Genomic DNA, 20,840 nt, shown 5'->3' on the forward strand with positions numbered 1-20,840 from the left:
AGCGCGCCCTTTTCGGGCTGTGTGACGACCCCGGGACAATCCCGATGGGTCAAATAATAACGAGACCCGGCGCGGAAAACCGGCCGGGATGCGCGCTTATCCATAGATTGCGCGGCAAAGTCAACACCCAACCGGGCCTAAAGATCCGGGGCGTTCAGAACCTGTGCAACGGCCTCGCCCAAGCGGAAGGAAATTCCGTCGAACATCCGGTCGAACCCGTCAAACAAGGCGTCGTTCAGGGCCTTACCCGTCTCGGTTCGGGAAAAGGCAATGTATTCGCGCATCTGCGTCTCGTCCAGCGGGGCATAGGCCATCAGCAGAAAGGAATAGACCCATGAGGTCGTATCTGCGGTAACCGCATCCTGTTCGGCCAAAAGCTGCGCCAGCAATTCGGCATCGTCAGAGCTGGGGCCGTATTCCAACCCCTTGAAGAAATTGTAATCGGCACTCAGCGCGCCCTGAACGTTCAGGTCAATCAGATCGTTTACCTGTATAAACTCGTCCACCAGTTCATAATGCACGTCGTCCTTCGAGGCGTTTTCATAAGCCTCCCGCGCCATATCCTCGATGGTTTCATCCAGAAATGCCCGCCGGGCCGAGTTTTCCAGCGTGATAATGGTCTGTCCCAGGTCACTTTCGAAAAACACGATTGCCTGATCCAGTTGAGTATCGGTCAGTCCGACCTCGAAAGCGTCGGTCATCCGGTTGCGCATCCAGACAGGGTCAAAGATGTCCTCGACCTGCGCCTCAAAGAACTCGCCACCGGAATTGTCCAATAGGGTCATGTCCAGTTCCTGCCGCTGGGTGTCGCCTTCGTCGACAATAATGTCCATCGCCTGCATTAAATGCATGGCCAGGGCCAGCCGTTCGACCTTTTCACTGGCAAAGGCGGGCGCAACCCAGAAAAGCAGCGCGGTAATAAGTGTCAGCAGACGCATCATATGTCTTGCGCGGGGTGCAATTCGGCCATTCGGGCTGCCAGAACTTCGAACCGCATGGCCATGATCTCGTATTGGATCGCGTTCAGCAATTCGTAGACTTCCTGCATCAGCGGGTGTTCCAGCGCCTCGACATAGTCATCCACTTCGGCGTCCGAGAAGCCCTGATAGGTATACGCAGCCCCCGCCAGTCCGGACAATTGCAGCGATTGGCGCATCCCGGCCTCATTGCGTTTCAGCATTTCCCGCAACTCATCCGCGCTTAGCTGCAATTCGATAACGCCCGAAGCGCTTGCCGCCAGCAGAAACCGCACCTGAATCTCTTGCAAGGCCCGCAATGCAGTCCCCGACGAGTCAATCGCCGCGTTCATGCGCTTGTAGCTTTCAACCCGTGGCGACCCCGCCTCGACCAGCGCGGCAAAGATCTGCTGCCCCTCCAGTTGCTTGCCGTCCTCATCCTCTTTCAGGTGCGAGGCATTTTCGGCCACGACCAAGCGCTGACCCAGATCCGAGGCATAAAAGTCAACCGCATGGTTCAGTGCTTCGTCATTCAGGGTCTGCTCCAGGATCGACACAGCCGTTTCATGCATGCCCTCGGTGTCGAACACCTCTTCCGTCAGGCGCGTCCAGTCCGAGCCGAATCCGTCCGGGTCAATTCCCAGCATTTGCGGTGCCGACCCGGACGCAAGTGCGATGCTTTCCAGGGCAACGTCAAACCCCGTGGTGGTCAGAAAAGCCTCGATCCGGTCTCGATTGGCTGCGGCCACAAGTGAAGGCAAAAGCAACAGTGCGATAAGCGGGGCCAAAAACAAAAGAGCAAGGCGTTGGGCATGATGTGTCATACCCATCAGCCTAGGTGTTTTGATCCGGCAGGCAATGGAAAATCACGGCTTTCTGAATTTGAGGAATTTTCTGCTTGCACCCCTGCCCGTTCCTCACTAAATCCCCCCCTCACAGACCCCCGCGGAGAGGTGCCGGAGTGGTCGAACGGGGCGGTCTCGAAAACCGTTGTGGGTGCAAGCCCACCCAGGGTTCGAATCCCTGTCTCTCCGCCACTCAATCAGAGTAGCCAGAAATTCCGACATCATTGGGCAAGCAACTTTCAAGAGGTGTGCGGCCAGAAATCCAAGATCTTCGTGCGGGTTGGCGTGTTATTGCCGTGCCGGACCGGCTGGATCAGCGTAGCATGGCGCATATCTCGCAGATGCAGAAAAACTCGCGGAATTCCCCTTTGAGAACAGTTAGTTTTGCCGCATCCCGGCGACACAAATTCCAAAGGAGATTCACATGTCGCGTACTCTTATTCTGGCCATTGTCATCGCTGCAATCGGCGCTGGCGGCTATTTTTATCTGAACCAACCCGAGCCCACCCCGGCCGAGCAACTGCAGGACGCCGCACAAGATGCAGCCGAAGCTGTGAACGATGCGGCGACAGAGGCACAAGACGCGGCAAGCGACGCGGTGGCCGACGCGCAAGAGGCTGTGACTGACGCGGTTGAATCCGCGCAGGATACCGCCTCGGAAGCGTTGGATGCTGCTGCGGATCAGGCAGCCGAGGCCGCGTCTTCGGTCGCGGATCAAGCCGCGGATGCGGCCGAGCAGGCCGGCGATCAGGTTGCGGCGCTGGCAGGTCAGGGTCAGGAACTCTTTAACTCGTGGCTGCAGGACGGAATGCTGACCGCGCAACAGTTCGACTATGACGCCATGGTTGCCTCGGTTCAGGACAGCGCGCTGTCGGAAGAGCTGAAAACCCAGGCGATCCAGATCTTTGATGAGATCAAAGCCTCGCCCGAGACGATTTTGCAAAAGATCCAGGACCTGCGCAATCTGTTGACGCAACAATAAAAAAACGGGGGTCAGCTTTCAGGGCTGCCCCCTTTTTCGGACGTTACCGTCCCTTCCGTTGGGTCAGGTATCCGCGCGATTGACGCAGCAGCCCCCATTTGCTTGGCTCACGTTACACCCAAACCATCGCCATTTCGCAGGGTCCTTCGGATTCAAGCGATACAACGGCGACAATTTTGAGGACGTAACCGTGACCGATATCCCCTCTTCCATGTTCGCAACCATCCTCAGGCATGAGGGGTATTCCGGCACCATGACTGGCCCGGTGATCGAGAATGCCGGTGACTGGTTGGCCGAAGCGGAACTGCCCGTTCCCCAGCCCGGCCCCGGTCAGGTTCTGATCAAGCTGCGTGCAGCCTCGGTCAATCCATCGGATCTGCATTTCATCAAGGGCGAGTACGGACAACCTCGGGTCAAGGGGGCTGCGGCGGGTTTTGAGGGGTGCGGCGATGTGGTGGCCACCGGCAAAGGGGCCGAGTCGTTACAGGATCAGCGCGTGGCCTTTGTGGCGGCAGGTTCGGGCGCGTGGGCCGAGTATGTGGTGACCCAGATGCAGATGTGCATCCCGCTGCGCCCGGACATCTCGGACGATGACGGTGCGGCTCAGATCGTCAACCCGCTGACCGCGATGGCAATGGTCGACATGGCGAAAGAGGCAGGCGACGCCTTTGTCATCTCGGCCGCGACCAGCCAACTGGGCAAGCTGATGTGCAGCTTGGGGCGCGATCTGGGTCTGAAACCCATCGCTCTGGTCCGGCGGGCCGAGACTGTCGATATGCTCAAAGACCTTGGCGCGTCCGAGGTGCTGGTCACCTCGGACCCTGATGTGGGCCAGAAATTCGCCGAGCTGAGCCGCACACTGAAACCTCGCATGTTTCTGGATGCGGTGATGGATCAACTCTCGGAACAGGTGTTCTGTGCCATGCCAAACAAGGCGCAGTGGGTGTGCTATGGCAAGCTGGGCCACGAGGCCCCGACGCTGACGCAAACCGGTCAGTTGATCTTTATGGGCAAGCGGATCGAAGGCTTCTGGCTGACGCAATGGATGATGTCCACGCCGCCCGCAGACCAGATGCGCGTCGTGACCGAAGTTCAGGCCCGGTTTGCCGACGGGCGATGGAAAACCGATGTGTCAGAACGGCTTACACTCAGGAATCTGATCCCAAATCTTGCCGATGCGCTAAAAAAGAGTGACGGGAAGGTGATTATCACGCCATAGTAGAACGAACGCCGCACCTTTGCTGTGCGGGTTGGACATGAACCGGATAACCGGCATGGGGAGGGTGAGCTTGGATAACGCGCAGCTGCTGATCAGCGGGCTGGCGAACGGGTGTGTGTACGGCCTGATCGCGCTTGGTTTTGTTCTGATCTACAAGGCGACCGAAGCGGTGAATTTCGCACAGGGCGATTTCATGATGCTGGGGGCCTTTGTCACGATCGGCCTGACAAACACCGAATATATGGGCCTGCCTTTCTGGATGGCATTGCCGATTTCTCTGGGGATCATGGGGGCGCTGGGGTATCTGCTGGATCGCCTCATTATCCGTCGCATGTTTGGTCAAAGCCAGACCGCCGTCGTCATCCTGACCATCGCTCTGGGTTTTGTGATCCGCTTTGTCGCCGGGCTGATCTGGGGGCACGAGCCGCAGACACTGCAAAACCCACTGGCCGGAAAAGAGGTCCGCTTTGGCGGGCTTGTTCTGGGGATGGAGGACGTTGCTGTCATCGTCGTCACCATCCTGCTGACCTGGGGTCTTTATGTGTTCTTCAGCAGAACCAAGCTGGGGCTGGCGATGCAAGGCGCTTCGCAGAACCAGTTGGCGGCCTATTACATGGGCATTCCGGTCAAGCGCGTGCAGGGGTTCATCTGGGCGCTGGCCGGAGTTGTGGCCGGGATCGCCGGTATTCTCTTCGCCGCGAAGGGCTCGGTCGACCCAACGACGGGCTTGCTGGGGATCAAGGCTTTTGCTGCCGCCGTGATCGGCGGCTTCGGCAGCCTGCCCGGCGCGTTGGCGGGTGGTCTGATCGTCGGCGTGATCGAGCCGTTTGCCAGCCGTTATATCGCCGCAGGCTACAGCCAGATCGCCCCTTATGCGTTGCTGCTGGCCGTGCTGATCTTTCGCCCCAACGGCCTGTTCAGCCAAGTTCGGGTCAAGAAGGTCTGACCCATGCGTATCGTTTTCAAAACCAACTACATGCAAGACATCCGGCCCTGGAAAGACCGCTACCAACTGGTTCTGTATCTACTCCTGCTGGTCGTCGTCGCGGCAGCCCCATGGTGGCTGGATGACTTTTATCTGGGTGAGCTGACCAATGTCCTGATCTGGGCCATCGCCGGTCTGGGGCTGATGATCCTGACCGGTCATACGGGGCAGGTCAGCCTTGGCCACGCTGCATTTCTGGCCTTTGGCTGTTATGCCAATGTGATCCTGATCGAGGCTGGCGTACCCTTCCTGATCGCTTTCCCGCTGGCCGGCGTCCTGACCGGAATAGCCGGAGTCACCGTCGCCATCCCTGCCCTGCGCCTGCACGGGATCTATCTGGCGATCTTTACCATGGCATTGTCCATCCTGATGGATGACGTGATCGTTCTGGCCGAGCCTCTGACGGGTGGCGTGGCGGGCAAGTTCATCGGCGGCGTCGACATCTTTGGCCTCAGCGTTGGTCGCTGGGGCACCCCCGCCCCATTCTTCTGGCTGGTGCTGAGCGTCGCTGTTCTGGTCACGCTGGGCTATATCAACCTGCTGCGCGCACCTTTGGGGCGCAGCTTCATCGCCGTGCGGGATTCCGAAGTTTCTGCGCAAGCCATGGGGGTCGATATTGCCCGAACCAAGATGATCTCGTTCGCGCTGTCCTGTGCCGTGACCGGATGGGCAGGTGCGCTGATGGGCATGTTTTCCGGAGCGTTCAACAATGAAACTTTTTCAGTTCTGATCTCGATCCAGCTGCTGATGATGATTGTGATAGGCGGACTGGGCTCGATCCACGGCGCATTTCTGGGGGCTGTCGTGATCGGCTTCCTGCCGCAATTCCTGTCGATCTCGAAGGAGTACGTTGGTGCCCTGTTCGGCGGCAATACAGTCGCCATTCCAGGGCTGGAATTCGGCATCTTCGGCATGATCCTGATCGCCTTCATCCTGTTCGAACCCTTGGGCATGTATGGCCGCTGGCTGAAAATCCGCACCTGGTTCGAGCTGTTCCCCTTCTACCGCAAAGACATGTTCAAACGGCAGAAATCCTATCTCAAGACGGAGCGTCTGAGATGAGTCTGCTGGAGTTTGAAAACGTCACCCTGAAATTCGGCGGCGTCACCGCGGTCGACAATCTGTCGTTTGAGGTCGAGGAAGGCGAGGTGTTTGCCATCGTCGGCCCCAACGGCGCGGGCAAGTCCACTGTGTTCAATCTGATCTCACGCTTCTATGACCCGGTCGCGGGCTCGATCCGCTTTGACGGGCATGATCTGTTGCGGGTGAAACCTTCGGGCGTGGCCGCCTTTGGCGTGGCGCGGACCTTTCAGAATATCGAGTTGTTCGAACATGCCACCGTGCTGCAAAACCTGCTGGTCGGTCGGCACCGGCACCGCAAAACCAACCTGCTGTCCGAGGTTCTGTTCCTGCCCTCGGCCCGCAGGCAGGAATTGGAAAACCGCGAGAAGGTCGAACAGATCATCGACTTCCTCGACCTGCAAGCCTATCGCGACAAGATGATCTCGGGCTTGCCCTACGGTGTGCGCAAAGTGGTCGAGGTGGCGCGCGCGCTGGCCACCGATCCAAAGCTGTTGCTGCTGGACGAACCGGCCTCAGGCCTGTCGGTCGAGGAAACCACGGATATGCGCTGGTGGATCGATGACATCCGGCGGCAGATGGGGATCACCGTTTTGATGGTCGAACATGACATGGGGCTGGTCTCGGGCGTCTCTGACCGGGTTCTGGCGATGGCGGATGGGGCCAAACTGGCGCTCGGAACACCCGCCGAGGTGCAATCCCACCCGGCCGTGGTCGAGGCCTATCTGGGGAAAGCCTCATGAGCGAGCCGATCCTGAAAATCCGCAATATCGAAAGCTTCTATGGCCCGATCATGGCCATTCGCGGTGTCTCGCTGGATGTGCATCCGGGTCAGATCGTCTCGATCCTTGGGGCCAATGGGGCGGGTAAGACCACGCTGATGAAAACCGTCTCGGGCGTCATGGACCCCGAAAAAGGCAAGATCACCTTCGACGGGCGGGATATTCAGGGGTCCGAGCCGCATAAGGTTGTGCAACAAGGCATCGTTCATGTCCCCGAGGGCCGCGAGGTATTTCCCCTGCTGACCGTGAACGAAAACCTCAGCCTCGGGGCCTACACGGCCAAGGACAAAGCCCAGATCGAACAGGATCGCGAGATGGTGTTCAGCTATTTCCCGGTTCTGAAAGAGCGTCGCGCACAAGAGGCCGGAACCCTGTCAGGCGGTCAGCAGCAAATGCTGGCGATTGGCCGGGGCCTGATGGCCAGTCCAAAGATCATGCTGCTGGACGAACCCTCGCTGGGTCTGTCGCCGCTGCTTGTTCAGGAGATCTTCGGCATCCTCAAACGGTTGAATGACGAACAGAACATGACGATGATGCTGGTTGAACAGAATGCCCACGCGGCGCTGGAACTGGCGCATCATGGTTATGTGATGGAGGTCGGACGCATCGTCATGGATGGGGCTGCCGACACATTGCTGCAATCCGAGGACATCCAGAATTTCTATCTGGGCGTGCAGGAAGAAGGCGCGCGGGAAAACCGCCGCTGGAAGCGGAAAAAGACGTGGAGGTGACACGGATGGACAGCACCCCCCTGCCCCCTCAGATCACGATCAACGGCGTGCAGTTGAACGCAACGCCCGGTCAGCGCCCCGTGCGCGTGGATGGCTGCATCACGATCTCGGACCTTTTCCAAAGCCGCTGCGCGGAACTGGGTGATCGCTCGGCCCATCGGGAAAAGGATCTGGGCATCTGGAAGTCCTATTCGTGGACCGACTATTGGCAACACGCGAAATGGATCGGTCTGGCGCTGCGCAAACTTGGGCTTGAGCGCGGCGAAGTGGTCTCGATCCTGTCCGAGGACCGTAAGGAATGGGCCTGGTTCGATATGGGCATCCAAGGCGTTGGGGGTATTTCTTCCGGAATCTACACCACTGACGCGGCCAAACAGGTGCAATACCTGATCAATGACAGCGATAGCCGGTTTCTGGTTGTCGAGAATGAAGAACAACTGGACAAGTTTCTTGAGGTCGAAGACGAGGTTCCGGGGCTGCTGAAGGTCATCATTCTGGAAGACGAAGGTCTGCACGATCTGGATCATCCCCGCTGTATGATGATCGAAGACCTCTATGCGCTTGGCAAACAGGCCGAAGCCGAAGATCCGAGCCGGTTCGAGGCCGAAATTGCCCTTGCCAAACCGCAGGACACCGCCTTGCTGGTCTACACCTCGGGCACCACTGGCCAACCAAAAGGCGCGATGCTGAGTCACGAGAACATTCTGGCCGGTATCGAATGCGGTGCAAGGGCGCTGCCGACCCTGGCCAGCGACGAGCAGCTCTGCTTCCTGCCCCTGTGCCATATTCTCGAACGGGATGTTTCCGTCTTTTTCCCCTTGGCCGCCCGCTGCACCGTCAATTTCGCCGAAAGCCCGGAAACGGTGTTCGCCAACCTGCAAGAGGTCTCGCCCACCACATTCACCGCTGTTCCCCGTGTGTGGGAGAAGATCTATGCGCAGGTCCAGATCATGTCGCAGGATGCCACGCCGCTGGGCCGGTTGGCCTTTGGTCTGGCGGTAAAGGCCGGGTTGGCAAGGGCCGAGTACCTGACGACAGGCCAGCCTGTCCCAACCAGTATTGCCGCGCGGTTCTGGGTCTGGGATCATCTGGTGCTGCGCAATCTGCGGCGGATGCTGGGCATGGACAAAATGCGCCGCGGCGGGTCCGGGGCGGCGCCGATCTCACCTGATCTGCTGAAATGGTACTGGGCCATTGGTGTCCCGTTGATCGAAGGGTTTGGCATGACCGAGACCTCGGGTCTGGCATCCCTGAACACGATCGAAGACAACCGCGTCGGCACCATTGGCCGCGCGGTCGAGGGGTGTGCCATGCGTATCTCGGACGACGGGGAAATTCAGGTAAAGGGCCTGAATGTCTTTCAGGGCTACTGGCGCAACAACGCCAAAACCGCTGAAAGCTTTACCACCGACGGTTGGCTGCGCACCGGCGATGTCGGGAAAATTGACGAGGACGGGTTTCTTTCGATCACCGGTCGGATGAAGGACATTATCATCACGGCGGGCGGCAAGAATATCACCCCGGCTGAAATCGAAAGCCGATTGAAGTTCAGCCACTATATCTCGGACGCGGTGATCGTGGGTGATCAGCGCAAATACCTGACCGCGCTAATCATGATCGATCAGGAAAACGTCGAGAAATTTGCGCAGGACCGCAAAATCCCCTTCTCGAACTTCTCATCACTTTGCGCGGCAACCGAAATCAAGGACCTGATCGGTGCCGAAGTCGCCTCAGTCAATTCCGATTTCGCGCGGGTAGAGCAGATCAAGGATTTCCGCCTGATCGATGTATTGTTGACGGCAGAAGACGATGAACTGACTGCCACGATGAAGTTGAAACGAGGGCTGGTAGAAAAGAAACACGCACATTTGATTGAAGATATGTACAGTTAACCAAGGGATAAAACGGGAGGAGAAAGATGAGCAAGCTGAGGAACCGGCTGACTGTTGCTGCGGCGCTGACTGCAGCGGCAACGATGGGTTGGGCGCAAACGCAAGGGGTCACCGACGATGAGATCGTGATCGGCTCGGTCAATGATCTGAGCGGTATTTTCGCCGCCGTGGGTGTTCCGGCCACCAAAGGCGCGAATGTGGTCTTTGATCGAGTGAATGCCGCAGGTGGCGTGCATGGTCGCACGATCCGCTATGTGGTCGAGGACAATGGCTATCAGATGCCGCGCGCGATGCAGGGCTATAACAAGCTGCTGAACCGCGACAAGGTGTTTGCCATGCTGCAATCGCTGGGCACACCGATGAACCTGGCCGGGTTCAAGTTGCTGGACCCCAAAGGTATTCCCAACGTTGCCCCTCTTACCGCCGCGCGGCAGATGCTGCAGGAACCGATGGACAATAAGTTCACATCCTTCTCGACCTATTATGATCAGGCCCGGGTTGGCGTGAAATACCTCAACGGTGAGTTTGGATCACAATCTGTCTGCACCATGTATCTTCCCACCGATTTTGGAGAGGAAATTCTGGAAGGCAGCAAAGCCGGAGCTGAAGAAGCCGGGATTTCCTTTGTCGCAGAAACCACCCACAAGCCGGATGAGACGGACTTTGTCGGCTCGCTAAGCAAACTCAAGGAAGAAGGCTGCGACATCGTCACCATGGCGCTTGGCGTACGGCAGGCGATCACGGTCGTTGGGACTGCCAAGAAAATGGGCCTGACCGACATGAAATTCCTGGGCACCTCGGCCAGCTTCCTGACCGTTGTCGCGCAGGTGCCGGGCGGTGTGACCGACGGTTTCTACGCGGCGGCGTCGTGGAAGGATCTTTGGGCACGCGCCGACGAACCTGCGCCGGCTGCGTTTATCGAGGAATACAAGGCCGCAACGGGTGAAGATCCGGTTGGCTTTGCGATGCTGGGCTATTCCGCTGCGGAAATGATGGTCAAGGCGCTAGAGGCCGCCGGTCCGGACCTGACCCATGAAAGCTTTATCGCGGCAATGGAGTCGCTGGACTACACCGACGAACTGGTCGGTAACCACATCACCTACGGCCCGGATGACCATCAGGGCGCGGACACGGTCTTTGTGAACGTGGTCGAAAACGGGGCGTGGAAACTGGTCTACGAAGAGTAATCGCAAAGAAAAAGGGCTCGCAAATGCGAGCCCTTCGAATGTCGTATTCCGCAGCGATTAACGCTTCGAGAACTGGAACGAACGACGCGCTTTGCGCTTACCGTATTTCTTACGTTCCACAACGCGGCTGTCGCGGGTCAGGAAGCCAGCGGCTTTCAGAGCGCCGCGCAGCGACGGATCGTACAGTTGCAGCGCTTTCGAGATGCCGTGCTTGACCGCACCGGCCTGACCGGTCAGGCCACCGCCTTTGACGGTTGCAACAACGTCAAACTCACCTTCCACGCCGGCAACCTGGAACGGCTGGCGCAGGATCAGCTGCAGAACGGGACGCGCGAAATACTTGTCCTGGTCTTTGCCGTTCACGGTGACCTTGCCGGAACCCGGCTTGATCCAAACGCGGGCAACAGCGTCTTTACGCTTGCCGGTGGCGTAGGAACGGCCCAGTTCGTCACGCACGGGTTCACGTGCGATGACTTCTTCGACTACGGTTTCGACGCCTGCGACGGCGCTCAGCTCTTCGAGAGTATTGATCTGATCAGCCATCGGTCATTAGCTCCGGGTGTTTTTCTTGTTCATGGACTTGACGTCCAGAACTTCGGGCGCTTGCGCCTCATGAGGGTGCTCGGCACCGGCATAAACGCGCAGGTTGGTCATCTGCTGGCGCGCCAGACGGTTGCCCGGCAGCATGCGCTTGACCGCCTGGGTCACGACGCGCTCGGGGTGTGCACCTTCCAGGATCTGCTGTTTGGTGCGCGACTTGATGCCGCCCGGGTGGCCCGTGTGCCAGTAGAAGTTCTCTTCGCGCTTCTTGCCGGTCATCTGGATTTTGTCAGCGTTGATCACAATGACATTGTCGCCCATGTCCATGTTCGGGGTGAACGACGCTTTGTGCTTGCCACGCAGGCGCATGGCGACGATCGAAGCAAGACGGCCCAGAACAACGCCCTCGGCGTCGATCAGGATCCATTTCTTGTCGATGTCTGCAGGTGTTGCAGAAAAGGTTTTCATGGCAGGATAGTCCTGTTTGATGTGAAAGACCGCCCCAGCGGAGCGGCCCGAATTCGATGGACGGGTTTTAGTCGCGCTGGAATGCCGCGTCAACAACCTAAAACCTTATTTTATTACGTAATTACAAAGCGTTAAAAAATAGGTATTATTTTACCCCATCCAAATTCTACCTCGCGCAGTATCCTGCAGCCCTATTTTTTCAATTTCTGACAGTTTCCAAAACGCGATTGCATCGCAAGCACAAACTTCAGGAGGGGAACATGCTGGACCTGTCCGCGTTAGACAAAATCGATCCGGGTACACGATTGGATGACCTGAATAAAACCCGTCTGGCCGCCGTTCAAAGAGGGTTGGCCATCTGCGCCCACCCCCTTGGTGAAGCGGATGGTTTGATTGGACCCAAAACCCGAAACGCCTTTGCCGAACTGGTGCAGGACATTGGAAATGGCCATCCCTCGGTCGTCTCTGATGCTGTGATCGATCACCTGAAGAAAAAAGCCAAGCGGCTGCGCACAATTTTCGCAATGCCTGCCGACAGCAAAGATGACGTCAAAGACAGCATCGCCGCCATGTTCCGCTTTATCGGTTTGGGATTGAAGACCCAGATCGCCTACGGCCTTGCAACCGCGCAGTGGGAAACCGGGCACACTTTCGAACCGGTAAAGGAAGCCTACTGGCTCAGTGAAAAGTGGCGGAGGGACAACTTTCGCTACTATCCCTATTACGGACGCGGCTATGTGCAACTGACCTGGGAGAATAACTACAAGGTGTATTCCAGCATTCTGGGGCTTGATCTGGTCGGTGATCCCGATCTGGCCCTTCGGCACGACGCGTCCCTGTTCACCATCGCCCACGGCATGAAGATCGGCACATTCACGGGGCGAAAGCTGGAAGATTATGTCTCGAAAGGTAAAACCGATTTCCTTGAGGCGCGGCGAGTCATCAATGGCACCGACAAGCAAAAGGAAATCGCCGATCTGGCCGAGGATTATCTGGACGAGTTGTAACCGCTTAGACGCTGATTTGTTCAGGTGGATTGTCCAGCAGTGCCCGCAGCCGCAGCATGGCATCCTCGAACCGCTGCAATGAGACGTGACCGTTCATTGCGATACGCACAGCGTTCGGCGCGCGCCCGTCTCGCAGGGCGAACTCATCCGCAGATCGCAACTGTATCCCTTCCCGCTCAGCCGCGCGGCTGAACGCGGCGGCGCGCCAGCCGGATGGCAAGTTCAGCCAGACAAAGGGCACATCCGGTGCCCAGTTCAGATCAAAGCCCCCCAGCGCATTCACCGTCACCCGCACGTATTCGCCCATACAGGACCGTACGTCCTGCGCGATCTGGCGGGTGCGGGGATCGGACAGGATCAACCGGGTGAGTTCCGCAAGCGGCTGCGCCAGACCGAAATACCCATATTCCGCCGAGCGTCGCAGATCCACGCTGCGTTCCTTCGGAGCAATGGCAAACCCGACCCGCAAGGCCGGAGTCAGGGTCTTTGAGATTGACGAGACATGCCAACCCCGTTCCGGTGCCAGTGCGCGATAGCTGGGTTCGCGGGCGTCGCCCATACGATAACAATCGTCCTCGACGATTTGCAGATCGAAACGGCGGGCCACTTCGACAACCTCTTTGCGCCGCTCCAATGGCGTATGTGCGCCGGTTGGGTTTTGCACTTCGGGCGAGACGCAAACAGCCTGTGCCTGGTTCTGCCGCAGCACATGCTCCATCGCTTGCGGGTCGATGCCCCATTTGTCCATTTTCACACCAATGACCTCGGCCCGCATTAGCTCTCCGGCCCGTCGGAACCCGGCATAAGACAGATCTTCGACCAGAACAGTCGGCTTTGGACCGCGCAGGATTGTCTGGAACACAAGACACAGCCCGTTCTGACCGCCGTGGGTCAGTACAATGTCGTCATGCGAGACGGCACCCAACGGCAAGTCCGACAACCAGTCGACAACCGCCTGACGCATCGGTTGATAGGCATCGCGCGTTGGATAATTCAAAAACAGCCCCGGATCGGCTTGCGAGACCTTTTGCAGACACTCCCGGATCAACGCCACCTGCCCGGCATCTGCCAAACGAGGACTAAACAGGCTGACATTGGCATTGTACTTATCGTCCCGCAGATGCAGCTGCCGCGCCCAGACATCGTCCAGAATCGGTGACTTTGGCGGGGCCACGAATGTACCACGCCCAACCTCAGCTTGTAGCAAGCCTTCGTCCGTCAAAATCGTATAAGCCCGCGCAACTGTGCCCGGAGTGATTTTCAATCGATACGCCAGCTCACGCACCGGCGGCAGCTTGGTTCCGATGTCTAACGTTTTGCTTTCGATGGCTTTTCGTATTGTGTCGGCGACCAGAGTGTATTTTGGCCCCTTGGATTTCGGCAGTGCTTCTGGCCAAATTGTATCCATTACAATTCTTCCTTTGCATTTGACACAATATCGAATGTATCAAGCAACTGTACCGAACAACAATGCTTTGTGTCAATACAATTTGAAAGGAATACTGAGATGACACGCACAATGCACAACCCCGCCCTCTTGCTGCTGAACGACAGCCCCCGGCTGCCGCTGATTGCCGCGCTGGCCGTGCGGTTTGCGGCGGCGGTCACTCAATGGGAACGCCGTCGTCGCAGTCGTATTAACCTGAGCTATCTGGATGACAGGCTGCTTGAAGATGTGGGTTTGACCCGCATGCAAGCCACACGCGAAGTAAAACGCTATTTCTGGCAGCTTTGAATTATCCCCAGTCCCATCACGGGACCTCTTCCTAGGCCGGGGTTCGTCCCCGGCCCTTTTTCAACCGAATTTTGCCGCAGCCGAACCTTCGGGCGGGATGGAATAGGTCATATTGGCCCGCGCCACAGGCTTGTTCGACCCTTCCGAGAAGATCAGCACATCCCCGACCGCTAGGCTGCGCCCCAGTTTCAACAACCGGCATTCGGCTATCAGATCCTTGCCGCCTTCCGGTTTGCGCAGAAAATCCAAGGATCCGTTGGTGGTAACAGCCAGGGATTGACGCCCCTTGCGCGCCAAAACCATCGCATAGACGCTGACATCCGCCAGGCTGAAAATGGACGGGCCAGATACGGTGCCACCGGGGCGCAAGTGACGCTCGGCCACCATCATCCGCATGGTCACACTGTCTTCGGTCAGGTCCTCGACAACAAAATCCTGTTTCACCTGCGGAAATACCTGGTGAAGGTATTGTGACAGTTCGTCCTTCTGCAGCGCCAAACCCATACTTCCCCTCCTGAACGTCGCGCCCTAGAGTTGGACCAACAGCCAGCGGGAGGGCAAGATGGCAATTTTGGAACGTAACGACACAGGCGCGGTAGCTCAGTTGAAACTGAACGCGCCTGACAGGCTGAATGCCCTGAGCGATGAGATGCTGGCGGCCCTTCAATCCGAATTCGACGCGCTGCGCGAGGACAGCTCGATTCGAGCGATCACGCTGTCGGGCGCGGGCAAGGCCTTTTGTGCCGGGCACGACCTGAAACAGATGACCGCAGGGCGCCAGTCCGAGGATGGCGGCAAGGCCTATTTCCAGGACCTGTTCGCGCGCTGCGCCAAAATGATGATGTCCATTCAGACACTTCCGCAACCGGTTATCGCGCAAGTGCACGGCATCGCCACGGCTGCGGGCTGTCAGTTGGTGGCAACCTGTGATCTGGCGGTCGCTGCCGAGGGCACGCGATTTGGCGTGAATGGTGTGAATATCGGGCTGTTCTGCTCGACCCCCATGGTCGCGCTCAGCCGCAATATCCCCAAAAAACATGCGTTTGAGATGCTGACAACGGGTGATTTCATCTCGGCTGAACGGGCCGCGGAATTGGGTCTGGTCAATCGTGTTGTGCCAGAAATGCTGCTGGAGCATGAAACGATCTCATTGGCCGAGCAATTGGGCAGCAAGCTGGGAACGGCCGTTAAAATCGGAAAAGAGGCGTTTTATCAACAGCTTCAGATGCCGCTGGATCAGGCCTATACCTATACCGGAGAGGTAATGGCGCAGAATATGCTGCATCGGGACACAGAAGAAGGCATTTCCGCCTTTATTGAGAAACGCCCCCCGAATTGGACGCAATGACGCAATTGTTAGGTACATTTTTTGCCACTGTTTTCATTTTTGCACTTTTCAAAAGGGCGACACTGTGGCAAAGCTGAGACGAGGCTGAGGCCTCAGGTACACTTTTGGGTCGCCGTGGGCGGAAGGTCCCTCCAAGCTGGTTTCTCTCACCGGCGTTGACATTCCCGCAGCGGCGACCCCAAGACCCTCCCATAAAATTCGAAGCCACTGACAGGGTTGAGTTGCGTCTGCCAGCCCCCTGCCCTATGTGGCAGCGCATGACACAAGTTTTGCATATCGTGGGCGGCGGCATGGCCGGGTCCGAGGCCGCATGGCAAGCCGCCGAGATGGGCGTGGATGTTGTGATCCATGAAATGCGCCCCAATGTCGGCACTTTCGCGCACCAGACCGGCAATCTGGCCGAGATGGTGTGTTCGAATTCCTTCCGGTCCGACGATGACGAACAAAACGCCGTGGGCCTGCTGCATTGGGAAATGCGTGCCGCGAACGGCCTAATCATGACCACCGCCGATGCGCACCGCCTGCCCGCCGGGGGCGCACTGGCCGTCGATCGCGATCCGTTTGCCGAGGATGTCACCGCCAAGCTGCGCGCCCATCCCCGTGTAACCGTGACGGACGAAGAGGTCACGACCCTTCCCGATGACGGGCATTGGATCTTTGCCACCGGCCCCCTGACCTCTCCGGCTTTGGGTGAGGCAATCCGGGCCGAGACCGGTGCGGACTCGCTGGCCTTCTTCGATGCCATTGCCCCCATTGTCTACGCTGACAGCATCGACATGAGTCAGGCCTGGATGCAGTCACGCTATGACAAGGGCGAGACGGAAGAGGAACGTACGGCCTATCTGAATTGCCCGATGGACCGCGATCAGTATGAAGCGTTCATCGATGCCCTGCTGGCCGCCGACAAGACCGAGTTCCACGAAGGCGAGACCGCAGGTTACTTTGACGGCTGTCTGCCGATCGAGGTGATGTCCGAGCGTGGTCGCGAAACCCTGCGCCACGGTCCGATGAAGCCTGTCGGCCTGACCAATCCGCATCAGCCGGACGTGAAACCTCATGCGGTGGTGCAATTGCGTCGCGACAATGCCTTGGGCACGCTGTTCAACATTGTGGGTTTCCAGACCAAGATGAAATACGGCGCACAGACCGAGGTGTTCCGCATGATCCCCGGGCTTGAAAACGCCAGTTTCGCACGTTTGGGCGGTATTCACCGCAATACGTTTATCAACTCGCCCACGTTGCTGGACGCGCAGATGCGGTTGAAAACCAAACCGAATATCCGCTTTGCCGGTCAGATCACCGGGGTCGAGGGGTATGTCGAAAGCGCCGCGATGGGTTTGCTTGCTGGCCGATTGGCTGCTGCCGAAATCTTGGGGCGCACCCTACCCACCGTACCGCAAGACAGTGCCATGGGGGCCTTGATCCACCACATCACCGGCGGGGCCGAGGCAAAGACCTTTCAGCCCATGAACGTGAATTTCGGCCTGTTCCGCCCTGTCGATGGCCTGAAAGGCGGCCGTCGCGGACGCAAAGACCGTTACAAAGCCTACACGGATCGCGCCAAAGAAGAATGGACCAACTGGCTGGCCGCGTGCTGACTGGACGCGACGCCGTTGATCAGCCTACCATGTGGTTATGAGCGACGAATTCTTTAAAAGCACCTACGATCTGGAAACACCCGAACAAACCGAAGCCCACTATCAGAAATGGGCTGCGACCTACGAGGCCGAGGTGGCCGAGCAAGGCTATGCCACCCCCGACCGCGTGGCCCAGGCGCTCTGGTCGAAAATGCCGGAACCCCTGACGCCAGTTCTGGATTACGGCTGTGGCACCGGCCTGTCCGGCGTCGCGCTTCGCAAGGCCGGGTTCGAAGTGCTTGATGGCATGGACCCAACCGAAAACATGCTGAAGGTTGCGCGCGACAAAGCTGTTTACCGGGATCTCAAGAGCTTTGAAATTACCGAACCCGCACCGTTGACCCCAGATGCCTATGCGGCGATCACGGCTATCGGTGTGATTGGTTCGGGGGCCGCTCCGCCGGAAACTCTGGACATGCTTATGCACGCGCTTCCCAAGGGTGGAAAGCTGGCCTTTTCCTTTAACGATCATACGCTTGCGGATCACAGCTACACGTCACGATTGAACGACTGGCTCGATATGGGGGCTGCGCGTCTTCTGTTCCGGGAACATGGCCCGCATTTACCCGGCCTGGACATGAAATCTGACGTGTATGTATTAGAAAAAACGTGATTTTTACCACGCGCTTCGCGCCTTCTCCGACGGGTCCCCTTCATCTGGGTCACGCCTATTCGGCGCTGCTGGCCAGTGACATGGCGGCTGCCGAGGGCGGTGCCTTTCTGCTGCGGATCGAAGATATCGACCAATCCCGATCCCGGCCTCACTGGGAAGAGCAGATCTATGACGACCTGCATTGGCTGGGCCTTGACTGGCCCGAGCCGACGCTGCGCCAGTCGCAGCGGCAATCCATCTATGACGCGGCTTTGGACAGCCTCTGGCAACGCGGCTTTCTTTATCCCTGCACTTGCAACCGCAAAGACATCGGGGCGGCGGTCAGCGCCCCGCAAGAGGGCGCGCCGCTGCTTGGTCCGGACGGTTTGATCTATCCCGGAACCTGCCGGAACCGCCCCCAAACGCGGGGAACATCGCCCCGACCAAGGACCGAGGCACTACGACTGGACATGGCCAAAGCCGCGCGCCACGTCTTCGATAAAAACCCCACTGCAGGTCAATTTGCCGAATTCGGCCAGGGGCCAAACGGCGAAACGGGTACTGTCACCTTCACACCCAAAGAATTGACCGAAACCATCGGTGACGTGGTCCTCGCGCGCCGGGGAATGGGCACATCCTACCATCTGTCCGTCGTGCTGGACGATGCCGAGCAAGGCATCACACGGGTTATCCGTGGGCAGGACCTGTTCGAAGCCACCCGCATCCATGTGCTGCTGCAAGCCCTTTTGGACCTGCCGACGCCTGAATACCTCCACCACGACCTTGTCCGGGACGAAAATGGAAAACGGCTGGCAAAACGCGACGACGCGCGCGCGATCTCAAAATACCGATCCGAAGGTGCGTCGCCTCAGGACATCCGCGTCATGGTCGGCCTCTGACCGCGCTTCATCTTTTTAAAAATACTCTCGCCGAAGGCATGGCGCTTGCGCCATTCACTCCATCGGTTTCATCAACTCGGTCTCATCTCCGTCCCGAATGGCCGTATAGAAACAGCTGCGCCGGTTGGTGTGACAAGCGGGACCTTTCTGATCAACAAGAACCAACAGGCAGTCCCTGTCACAATCGACACGGAAATCGACCAGTTCCTGAGTGTGTCCCGAAGACTCACCCTTGATCCAGAAGGACTGCCGCGACCGCGACCAATAGGTGACGCGCCCTGTTTCCAACGTGCGTTCCACCGCCTGCGCATTCATCCAGGCCATCATCAGCACCTCGCCGGATGTGTGATCCTGCGCGATGGCGGGGATCAACCCAGCCTCGTTATATTTCAAAGTCGATGGGTCAAACACGACAGGGTCAGACATGACAAAAACCTTTTGCATCCCGGGGGCTGACCACTATGTATGGGGAACACGCAACGAGGGAAAGCCATGAGCGGCGAGAACGATCTGATAAAGCTCTATTCCGGACGCATTCTGGCGCTCGCGGCGGATATTCCGCATCTGGATCGGCTGGATAACCCCGATGCGACGGTCAAAAAACGGTCTCCGCTGTGCGGTTCGACCGTGACCGTTGACGTGAAGGTGCAGGATGGCCGAGTCGCCGCTTTCGGGCAGGACGTGAAAGCCTGTGCATTGGGTCAGGCATCGGCTTCGGTTGTCGGAGACGCGGTATTGGGGGCCACGCGGGCGCAGATCGAAACCGCTCGGGATCAACTGGCTGCGATGCTGAAAAAAGACGGGCCGGTCCCCGACGCGCCGTTTGACGGGTTAGAGGTGCTGATACCCGCGCGGGACTATAAGAACCGCCACGCCTCGATCCTTTTGTGTCTTGACGCCACCGCCGAAGCAATTGCGCAAGCTGAACAGGCCAACTGCGCCTGATCGTAGCGTTTTGCGGCAATCCCGTCTAACGTCAGTCACCATTTGGCGGAGAGATGGGTGTGAACAATTTACTCGAACATTTCGTGACATTGTGGGTCGTGATTGACCCCATCGGGACGATTCCCGTATTTATCGCCGTCACAGCCGGGCTTGAGGCCGCCGCGCGACGGCGCACCGCTGTTCTGGCCGCCTTGATCAGCGCCGGCGTTTTGCTGTTCTTCCTGGTGTTCGGCCAGTTGCTGATCGAGGCGCTGGATATCGGCCTGAATTCATTTCAGGTGGCCGGCGGGATCATCTTGTTCCTTTTCGCGCTGACCATGATCTTTGGCGAAAGCAAGCAGGACATGGAACAACGCGCCGCCGAGGATGATAAGGACGACAAAACCCACACGCATAACCCGGCCATCTTTCCGCTTGCCGTGCCGTCCCTTGCCTCACCGGGCGCGATGCTGGCGATTGTGATCCTGACCGACAACAACCGTTACAGCGCGGCAGATCAGGGCATTACTGCGCTGGTCATGCTGTCGGTTCTGGTGATTGCCTTTGTCCTGATGTTGCTGGCCGAGCCGATCATTCGCCTGATCGGACATTCCGGTGCCGCGATTATCAGCCGGGTGATGGGAATGATTCTGGCCTCGGTCGCAGTCAATTCGGTGCTGTCTGCGATGCTGGAAATCATGAAAACCGGTCAGCTATAAAAAAAACCGCCGCACCTTCCGGGCGGAAAGGGCGGCGGCAGGCAATGCGTTTCTCGTGTGGGGTCCGGGACACCGCGCGGGGCCGAGGCATGGCCCCTTCAAGGGGTTTGGGACAGGCAGGTCACCCTTGATCGTATTGGGGATGACAGGCGCGGGTTAATCGGCACGAGAGCGCAGGCAGAAAGGCTTAGAATCCAATCGGAAGGTGAAGGGCAACCATCAGCATAACGACCAAGGAAGCCACACCCACCGCATCCTGCAGGATCGTCGGTTGCGAGCGGGTAAAGACTGTCTTGATCTGGGTCAGCATGG

At 58.2% G+C, this 20,840-nt stretch carries 23 protein-coding genes, 1 tRNA gene and 1 pseudogene; 17 read left to right on the top strand and 8 right to left on the bottom strand.

The window, feature by feature from the left end; genetic code table 11:
* Positions 1-137: 137 nt before the first annotated feature.
* Positions 138-938 (bottom strand): DUF2059 domain-containing protein, encoded by an 801-nt coding sequence (locus tag ACR0AC_RS08065; RefSeq protein WP_480872735.1) that lies wholly within the window; start codon positions 936-938, stop codon positions 138-140.
* A complete protein-coding gene (locus ACR0AC_RS08070) occupies positions 938-1,780 on the bottom strand; it encodes a DUF2059 domain-containing protein (protein WP_170630052.1) in 843 nt (280 codons plus the stop codon). The genes ACR0AC_RS08065 and ACR0AC_RS08070 overlap by 1 nt, the downstream gene beginning before the upstream one ends.
* 123 nt (positions 1,781-1,903) lie before the next feature.
* On the opposite strand from ACR0AC_RS08070, the gene ACR0AC_RS08075 reads away from it, so the two are divergent.
* The 9 genes from ACR0AC_RS08075 to ACR0AC_RS08115 all read left to right on the top strand — a co-directional run bounded on the left by ACR0AC_RS08075 (position 1,904) and on the right by ACR0AC_RS08115 (position 10,659).
* Positions 1,904-1,993: transfer RNA gene (locus ACR0AC_RS08075), tRNA-Ser, on the top strand.
* A gap of 232 nt (positions 1,994-2,225) precedes the next feature.
* Positions 2,226-2,783, top strand: a complete 558-nt coding sequence (locus tag ACR0AC_RS08080; protein WP_170734726.1) for a hypothetical protein — start codon at positions 2,226-2,228, stop codon at positions 2,781-2,783.
* A gap of 190 nt (positions 2,784-2,973) precedes the next feature.
* Positions 2,974-4,002: an alcohol dehydrogenase catalytic domain-containing protein gene (locus ACR0AC_RS08085; protein ID WP_480872737.1), complete on the top strand. Its 1,029-nt coding sequence runs from the start codon at positions 2,974-2,976 to the stop codon at positions 4,000-4,002.
* A 70-nt stretch (positions 4,003-4,072) separates the two neighbouring features.
* Positions 4,073-4,948 carry a branched-chain amino acid ABC transporter permease gene (locus tag ACR0AC_RS08090; RefSeq protein ID WP_170518560.1) on the top strand — a complete coding sequence of 292 codons (876 nt, stop codon included), beginning with the start codon at positions 4,073-4,075 and terminating at the stop codon, positions 4,946-4,948.
* Between the two features lie 3 nt (positions 4,949-4,951).
* Positions 4,952-6,049, top strand: coding sequence for a branched-chain amino acid ABC transporter permease (locus tag ACR0AC_RS08095; protein WP_480872739.1), 1,098 nt, complete (start codon positions 4,952-4,954; stop codon positions 6,047-6,049).
* Complete coding sequence (locus tag ACR0AC_RS08100; RefSeq protein WP_170450735.1) at positions 6,046-6,810, top strand: ABC transporter ATP-binding protein; 765 nt, start codon at positions 6,046-6,048, stop codon at positions 6,808-6,810. Before ACR0AC_RS08095 ends, ACR0AC_RS08100 begins: the two co-directional genes overlap by 4 nt.
* Positions 6,807-7,580, top strand: a complete 774-nt coding sequence (locus tag ACR0AC_RS08105; protein WP_170450737.1) for an ABC transporter ATP-binding protein — start codon at positions 6,807-6,809, stop codon at positions 7,578-7,580. The genes ACR0AC_RS08100 and ACR0AC_RS08105 overlap by 4 nt, the downstream gene beginning before the upstream one ends.
* A gap of 5 nt (positions 7,581-7,585) precedes the next feature.
* Positions 7,586-9,472 carry an AMP-dependent synthetase/ligase gene (locus ACR0AC_RS08110; protein ID WP_480708186.1) on the top strand — a complete coding sequence of 629 codons (1,887 nt, stop codon included), beginning with the start codon at positions 7,586-7,588 and terminating at the stop codon, positions 9,470-9,472.
* 26 nt (positions 9,473-9,498) lie between these two features.
* Positions 9,499-10,659, top strand: coding sequence for an ABC transporter substrate-binding protein (locus tag ACR0AC_RS08115; protein WP_170621792.1), 1,161 nt, complete (start codon positions 9,499-9,501; stop codon positions 10,657-10,659).
* A 57-nt stretch (positions 10,660-10,716) separates the two neighbouring features.
* Here ACR0AC_RS08115 and rpsI read toward each other — a convergent pair whose 3' ends face one another.
* Positions 10,717-11,202: a 30S ribosomal protein S9 gene (gene rpsI / locus ACR0AC_RS08120; RefSeq protein WP_170518545.1), complete on the bottom strand. Its 486-nt coding sequence runs from the start codon at positions 11,200-11,202 to the stop codon at positions 10,717-10,719.
* Between the two features lie 6 nt (positions 11,203-11,208).
* On the bottom strand, positions 11,209-11,667 hold the full coding sequence (gene rplM / locus ACR0AC_RS08125) for a 50S ribosomal protein L13 (RefSeq protein WP_039536983.1): 459 nt from the start codon (positions 11,665-11,667) through the stop codon (positions 11,209-11,211).
* A 260-nt stretch (positions 11,668-11,927) separates the two neighbouring features.
* On the opposite strand from rplM, the gene ACR0AC_RS08130 reads away from it, so the two are divergent.
* Complete coding sequence (locus ACR0AC_RS08130) at positions 11,928-12,674, top strand: glycoside hydrolase family 19 protein (protein ID WP_170621791.1); 747 nt, start codon at positions 11,928-11,930, stop codon at positions 12,672-12,674.
* A 4-nt stretch (positions 12,675-12,678) separates the two neighbouring features.
* On the opposite strand, the gene ACR0AC_RS08135 is transcribed toward ACR0AC_RS08130, so the two are convergent.
* Positions 12,679-14,082, bottom strand: a complete 1,404-nt coding sequence (locus tag ACR0AC_RS08135; RefSeq protein WP_170621790.1) for an aminotransferase-like domain-containing protein — start codon at positions 14,080-14,082, stop codon at positions 12,679-12,681.
* 99 nt (positions 14,083-14,181) lie between these two features.
* Here ACR0AC_RS08135 and ACR0AC_RS08140 point away from each other — a divergent pair, with 99 nt between their 5' ends.
* Positions 14,182-14,409, top strand: a complete 228-nt coding sequence (locus ACR0AC_RS08140) for a YjiS-like domain-containing protein (protein ID WP_170450749.1) — start codon at positions 14,182-14,184, stop codon at positions 14,407-14,409.
* Positions 14,410-14,469: 60 nt separating this feature from the next.
* On the opposite strand, the gene ACR0AC_RS08145 is transcribed toward ACR0AC_RS08140, so the two are convergent.
* Positions 14,470-14,913 (bottom strand): PaaI family thioesterase, encoded by a 444-nt coding sequence (locus tag ACR0AC_RS08145; protein ID WP_170450751.1) that lies wholly within the window; start codon positions 14,911-14,913, stop codon positions 14,470-14,472.
* A gap of 49 nt (positions 14,914-14,962) precedes the next feature.
* On the opposite strand from ACR0AC_RS08145, the pseudogene ACR0AC_RS08150 reads away from it, so the two are divergent.
* The 4 genes and pseudogenes from ACR0AC_RS08150 to gluQRS all read left to right on the top strand — a co-directional run.
* A pseudogene (locus ACR0AC_RS08150) lies at positions 14,963-15,757 on the top strand (enoyl-CoA hydratase); the annotation flags it as partial.
* 257 nt (positions 15,758-16,014) lie between these two features.
* Positions 16,015-17,355 (top strand): methylenetetrahydrofolate--tRNA-(uracil(54)-C(5))-methyltransferase (FADH(2)-oxidizing) TrmFO, encoded by a 1,341-nt coding sequence (gene trmFO / locus ACR0AC_RS08155; protein ID WP_170450754.1) that lies wholly within the window; start codon positions 16,015-16,017, stop codon positions 17,353-17,355.
* A gap of 37 nt (positions 17,356-17,392) precedes the next feature.
* Positions 17,393-18,007 carry a methyltransferase domain-containing protein gene (locus ACR0AC_RS08160; protein WP_170450756.1) on the top strand — a complete coding sequence of 205 codons (615 nt, stop codon included), beginning with the start codon at positions 17,393-17,395 and terminating at the stop codon, positions 18,005-18,007.
* Positions 18,004-18,885: a tRNA glutamyl-Q(34) synthetase GluQRS gene (gluQRS, locus tag ACR0AC_RS08165; protein WP_170450758.1), complete on the top strand. Its 882-nt coding sequence runs from the start codon at positions 18,004-18,006 to the stop codon at positions 18,883-18,885. The genes ACR0AC_RS08160 and gluQRS overlap by 4 nt, the downstream gene beginning before the upstream one ends.
* Before the next feature lie 54 nt (positions 18,886-18,939).
* Here the strand turns inward: gluQRS and hisI are convergent, their stop codons facing one another.
* Positions 18,940-19,329, bottom strand: a complete 390-nt coding sequence (gene hisI / locus ACR0AC_RS08170; protein ID WP_170450760.1) for a phosphoribosyl-AMP cyclohydrolase — start codon at positions 19,327-19,329, stop codon at positions 18,940-18,942.
* Between the two features lie 48 nt (positions 19,330-19,377).
* Here hisI and ACR0AC_RS08175 point away from each other — a divergent pair, with 48 nt between their 5' ends.
* Complete coding sequence (locus tag ACR0AC_RS08175; RefSeq protein ID WP_170450762.1) at positions 19,378-19,830, top strand: iron-sulfur cluster assembly scaffold protein; 453 nt, start codon at positions 19,378-19,380, stop codon at positions 19,828-19,830.
* Between the two features lie 59 nt (positions 19,831-19,889).
* A complete protein-coding gene (locus tag ACR0AC_RS08180) occupies positions 19,890-20,528 on the top strand; it encodes a MarC family protein (protein ID WP_170450764.1) in 639 nt (212 codons plus the stop codon).
* A 187-nt stretch (positions 20,529-20,715) separates the two neighbouring features.
* Here ACR0AC_RS08180 and ACR0AC_RS08185 read toward each other — a convergent pair whose 3' ends face one another.
* On the bottom strand, positions 20,716-20,838 hold the full coding sequence (locus tag ACR0AC_RS08185; protein ID WP_480581227.1) for a hypothetical protein: 123 nt from the start codon (positions 20,836-20,838) through the stop codon (positions 20,716-20,718).
* Positions 20,839-20,840: the final 2 nt, after the last annotated feature.

The organism is Ruegeria sp. H7, assembly GCF_056532945.1.

Excerpts from the sequence above, each read along its gene's own strand:
- ACR0AC_RS08065 (WP_480872735.1), bottom strand. The coding sequence starts at position 938 with ATGCGTCTGCTGACACTTATTACCGCGCTGCTTTTCTGGGTTGCGCCC.
- ACR0AC_RS08070 (WP_170630052.1), bottom strand. The coding sequence starts at position 1,780 with ATGACACATCATGCCCAACGCCTTGCTCTTTTGTTTTTGGCCCCGCTT.
- ACR0AC_RS08080 (WP_170734726.1), top strand. The coding sequence starts at position 2,226 with ATGTCGCGTACTCTTATTCTGGCCATTGTCATCGCTGCAATCGGCGCT.
- ACR0AC_RS08095 (WP_480872739.1), top strand. The coding sequence starts at position 4,952 with ATGCGTATCGTTTTCAAAACCAACTACATGCAAGACATCCGGCCCTGG.
- ACR0AC_RS08100 (WP_170450735.1), top strand. The coding sequence starts at position 6,046 with ATGAGTCTGCTGGAGTTTGAAAACGTCACCCTGAAATTCGGCGGCGTC.
- ACR0AC_RS08105 (WP_170450737.1), top strand. The coding sequence starts at position 6,807 with ATGAGCGAGCCGATCCTGAAAATCCGCAATATCGAAAGCTTCTATGGC.
- ACR0AC_RS08110 (WP_480708186.1), top strand. The coding sequence starts at position 7,586 with ATGGACAGCACCCCCCTGCCCCCTCAGATCACGATCAACGGCGTGCAG.
- ACR0AC_RS08115 (WP_170621792.1), top strand. The coding sequence starts at position 9,499 with ATGAGCAAGCTGAGGAACCGGCTGACTGTTGCTGCGGCGCTGACTGCA.
- rpsI (WP_170518545.1), bottom strand. The coding sequence starts at position 11,202 with ATGGCTGATCAGATCAATACTCTCGAAGAGCTGAGCGCCGTCGCAGGC.
- rplM (WP_039536983.1), bottom strand. The coding sequence starts at position 11,667 with ATGAAAACCTTTTCTGCAACACCTGCAGACATCGACAAGAAATGGATC.
- ACR0AC_RS08130 (WP_170621791.1), top strand. The coding sequence starts at position 11,928 with ATGCTGGACCTGTCCGCGTTAGACAAAATCGATCCGGGTACACGATTG.
- ACR0AC_RS08135 (WP_170621790.1), bottom strand. The coding sequence starts at position 14,082 with ATGGATACAATTTGGCCAGAAGCACTGCCGAAATCCAAGGGGCCAAAA.
- ACR0AC_RS08140 (WP_170450749.1), top strand. The coding sequence starts at position 14,182 with ATGACACGCACAATGCACAACCCCGCCCTCTTGCTGCTGAACGACAGC.
- ACR0AC_RS08145 (WP_170450751.1), bottom strand. The coding sequence starts at position 14,913 with ATGGGTTTGGCGCTGCAGAAGGACGAACTGTCACAATACCTTCACCAG.
- trmFO (WP_170450754.1), top strand. The coding sequence starts at position 16,015 with ATGACACAAGTTTTGCATATCGTGGGCGGCGGCATGGCCGGGTCCGAG.
- ACR0AC_RS08160 (WP_170450756.1), top strand. The coding sequence starts at position 17,393 with ATGAGCGACGAATTCTTTAAAAGCACCTACGATCTGGAAACACCCGAA.
- hisI (WP_170450760.1), bottom strand. The coding sequence starts at position 19,329 with ATGCAAAAGGTTTTTGTCATGTCTGACCCTGTCGTGTTTGACCCATCG.
- ACR0AC_RS08175 (WP_170450762.1), top strand. The coding sequence starts at position 19,378 with ATGAGCGGCGAGAACGATCTGATAAAGCTCTATTCCGGACGCATTCTG.
- ACR0AC_RS08185 (WP_480581227.1), bottom strand. The coding sequence starts at position 20,838 with ATGCTGACCCAGATCAAGACAGTCTTTACCCGCTCGCAACCGACGATC.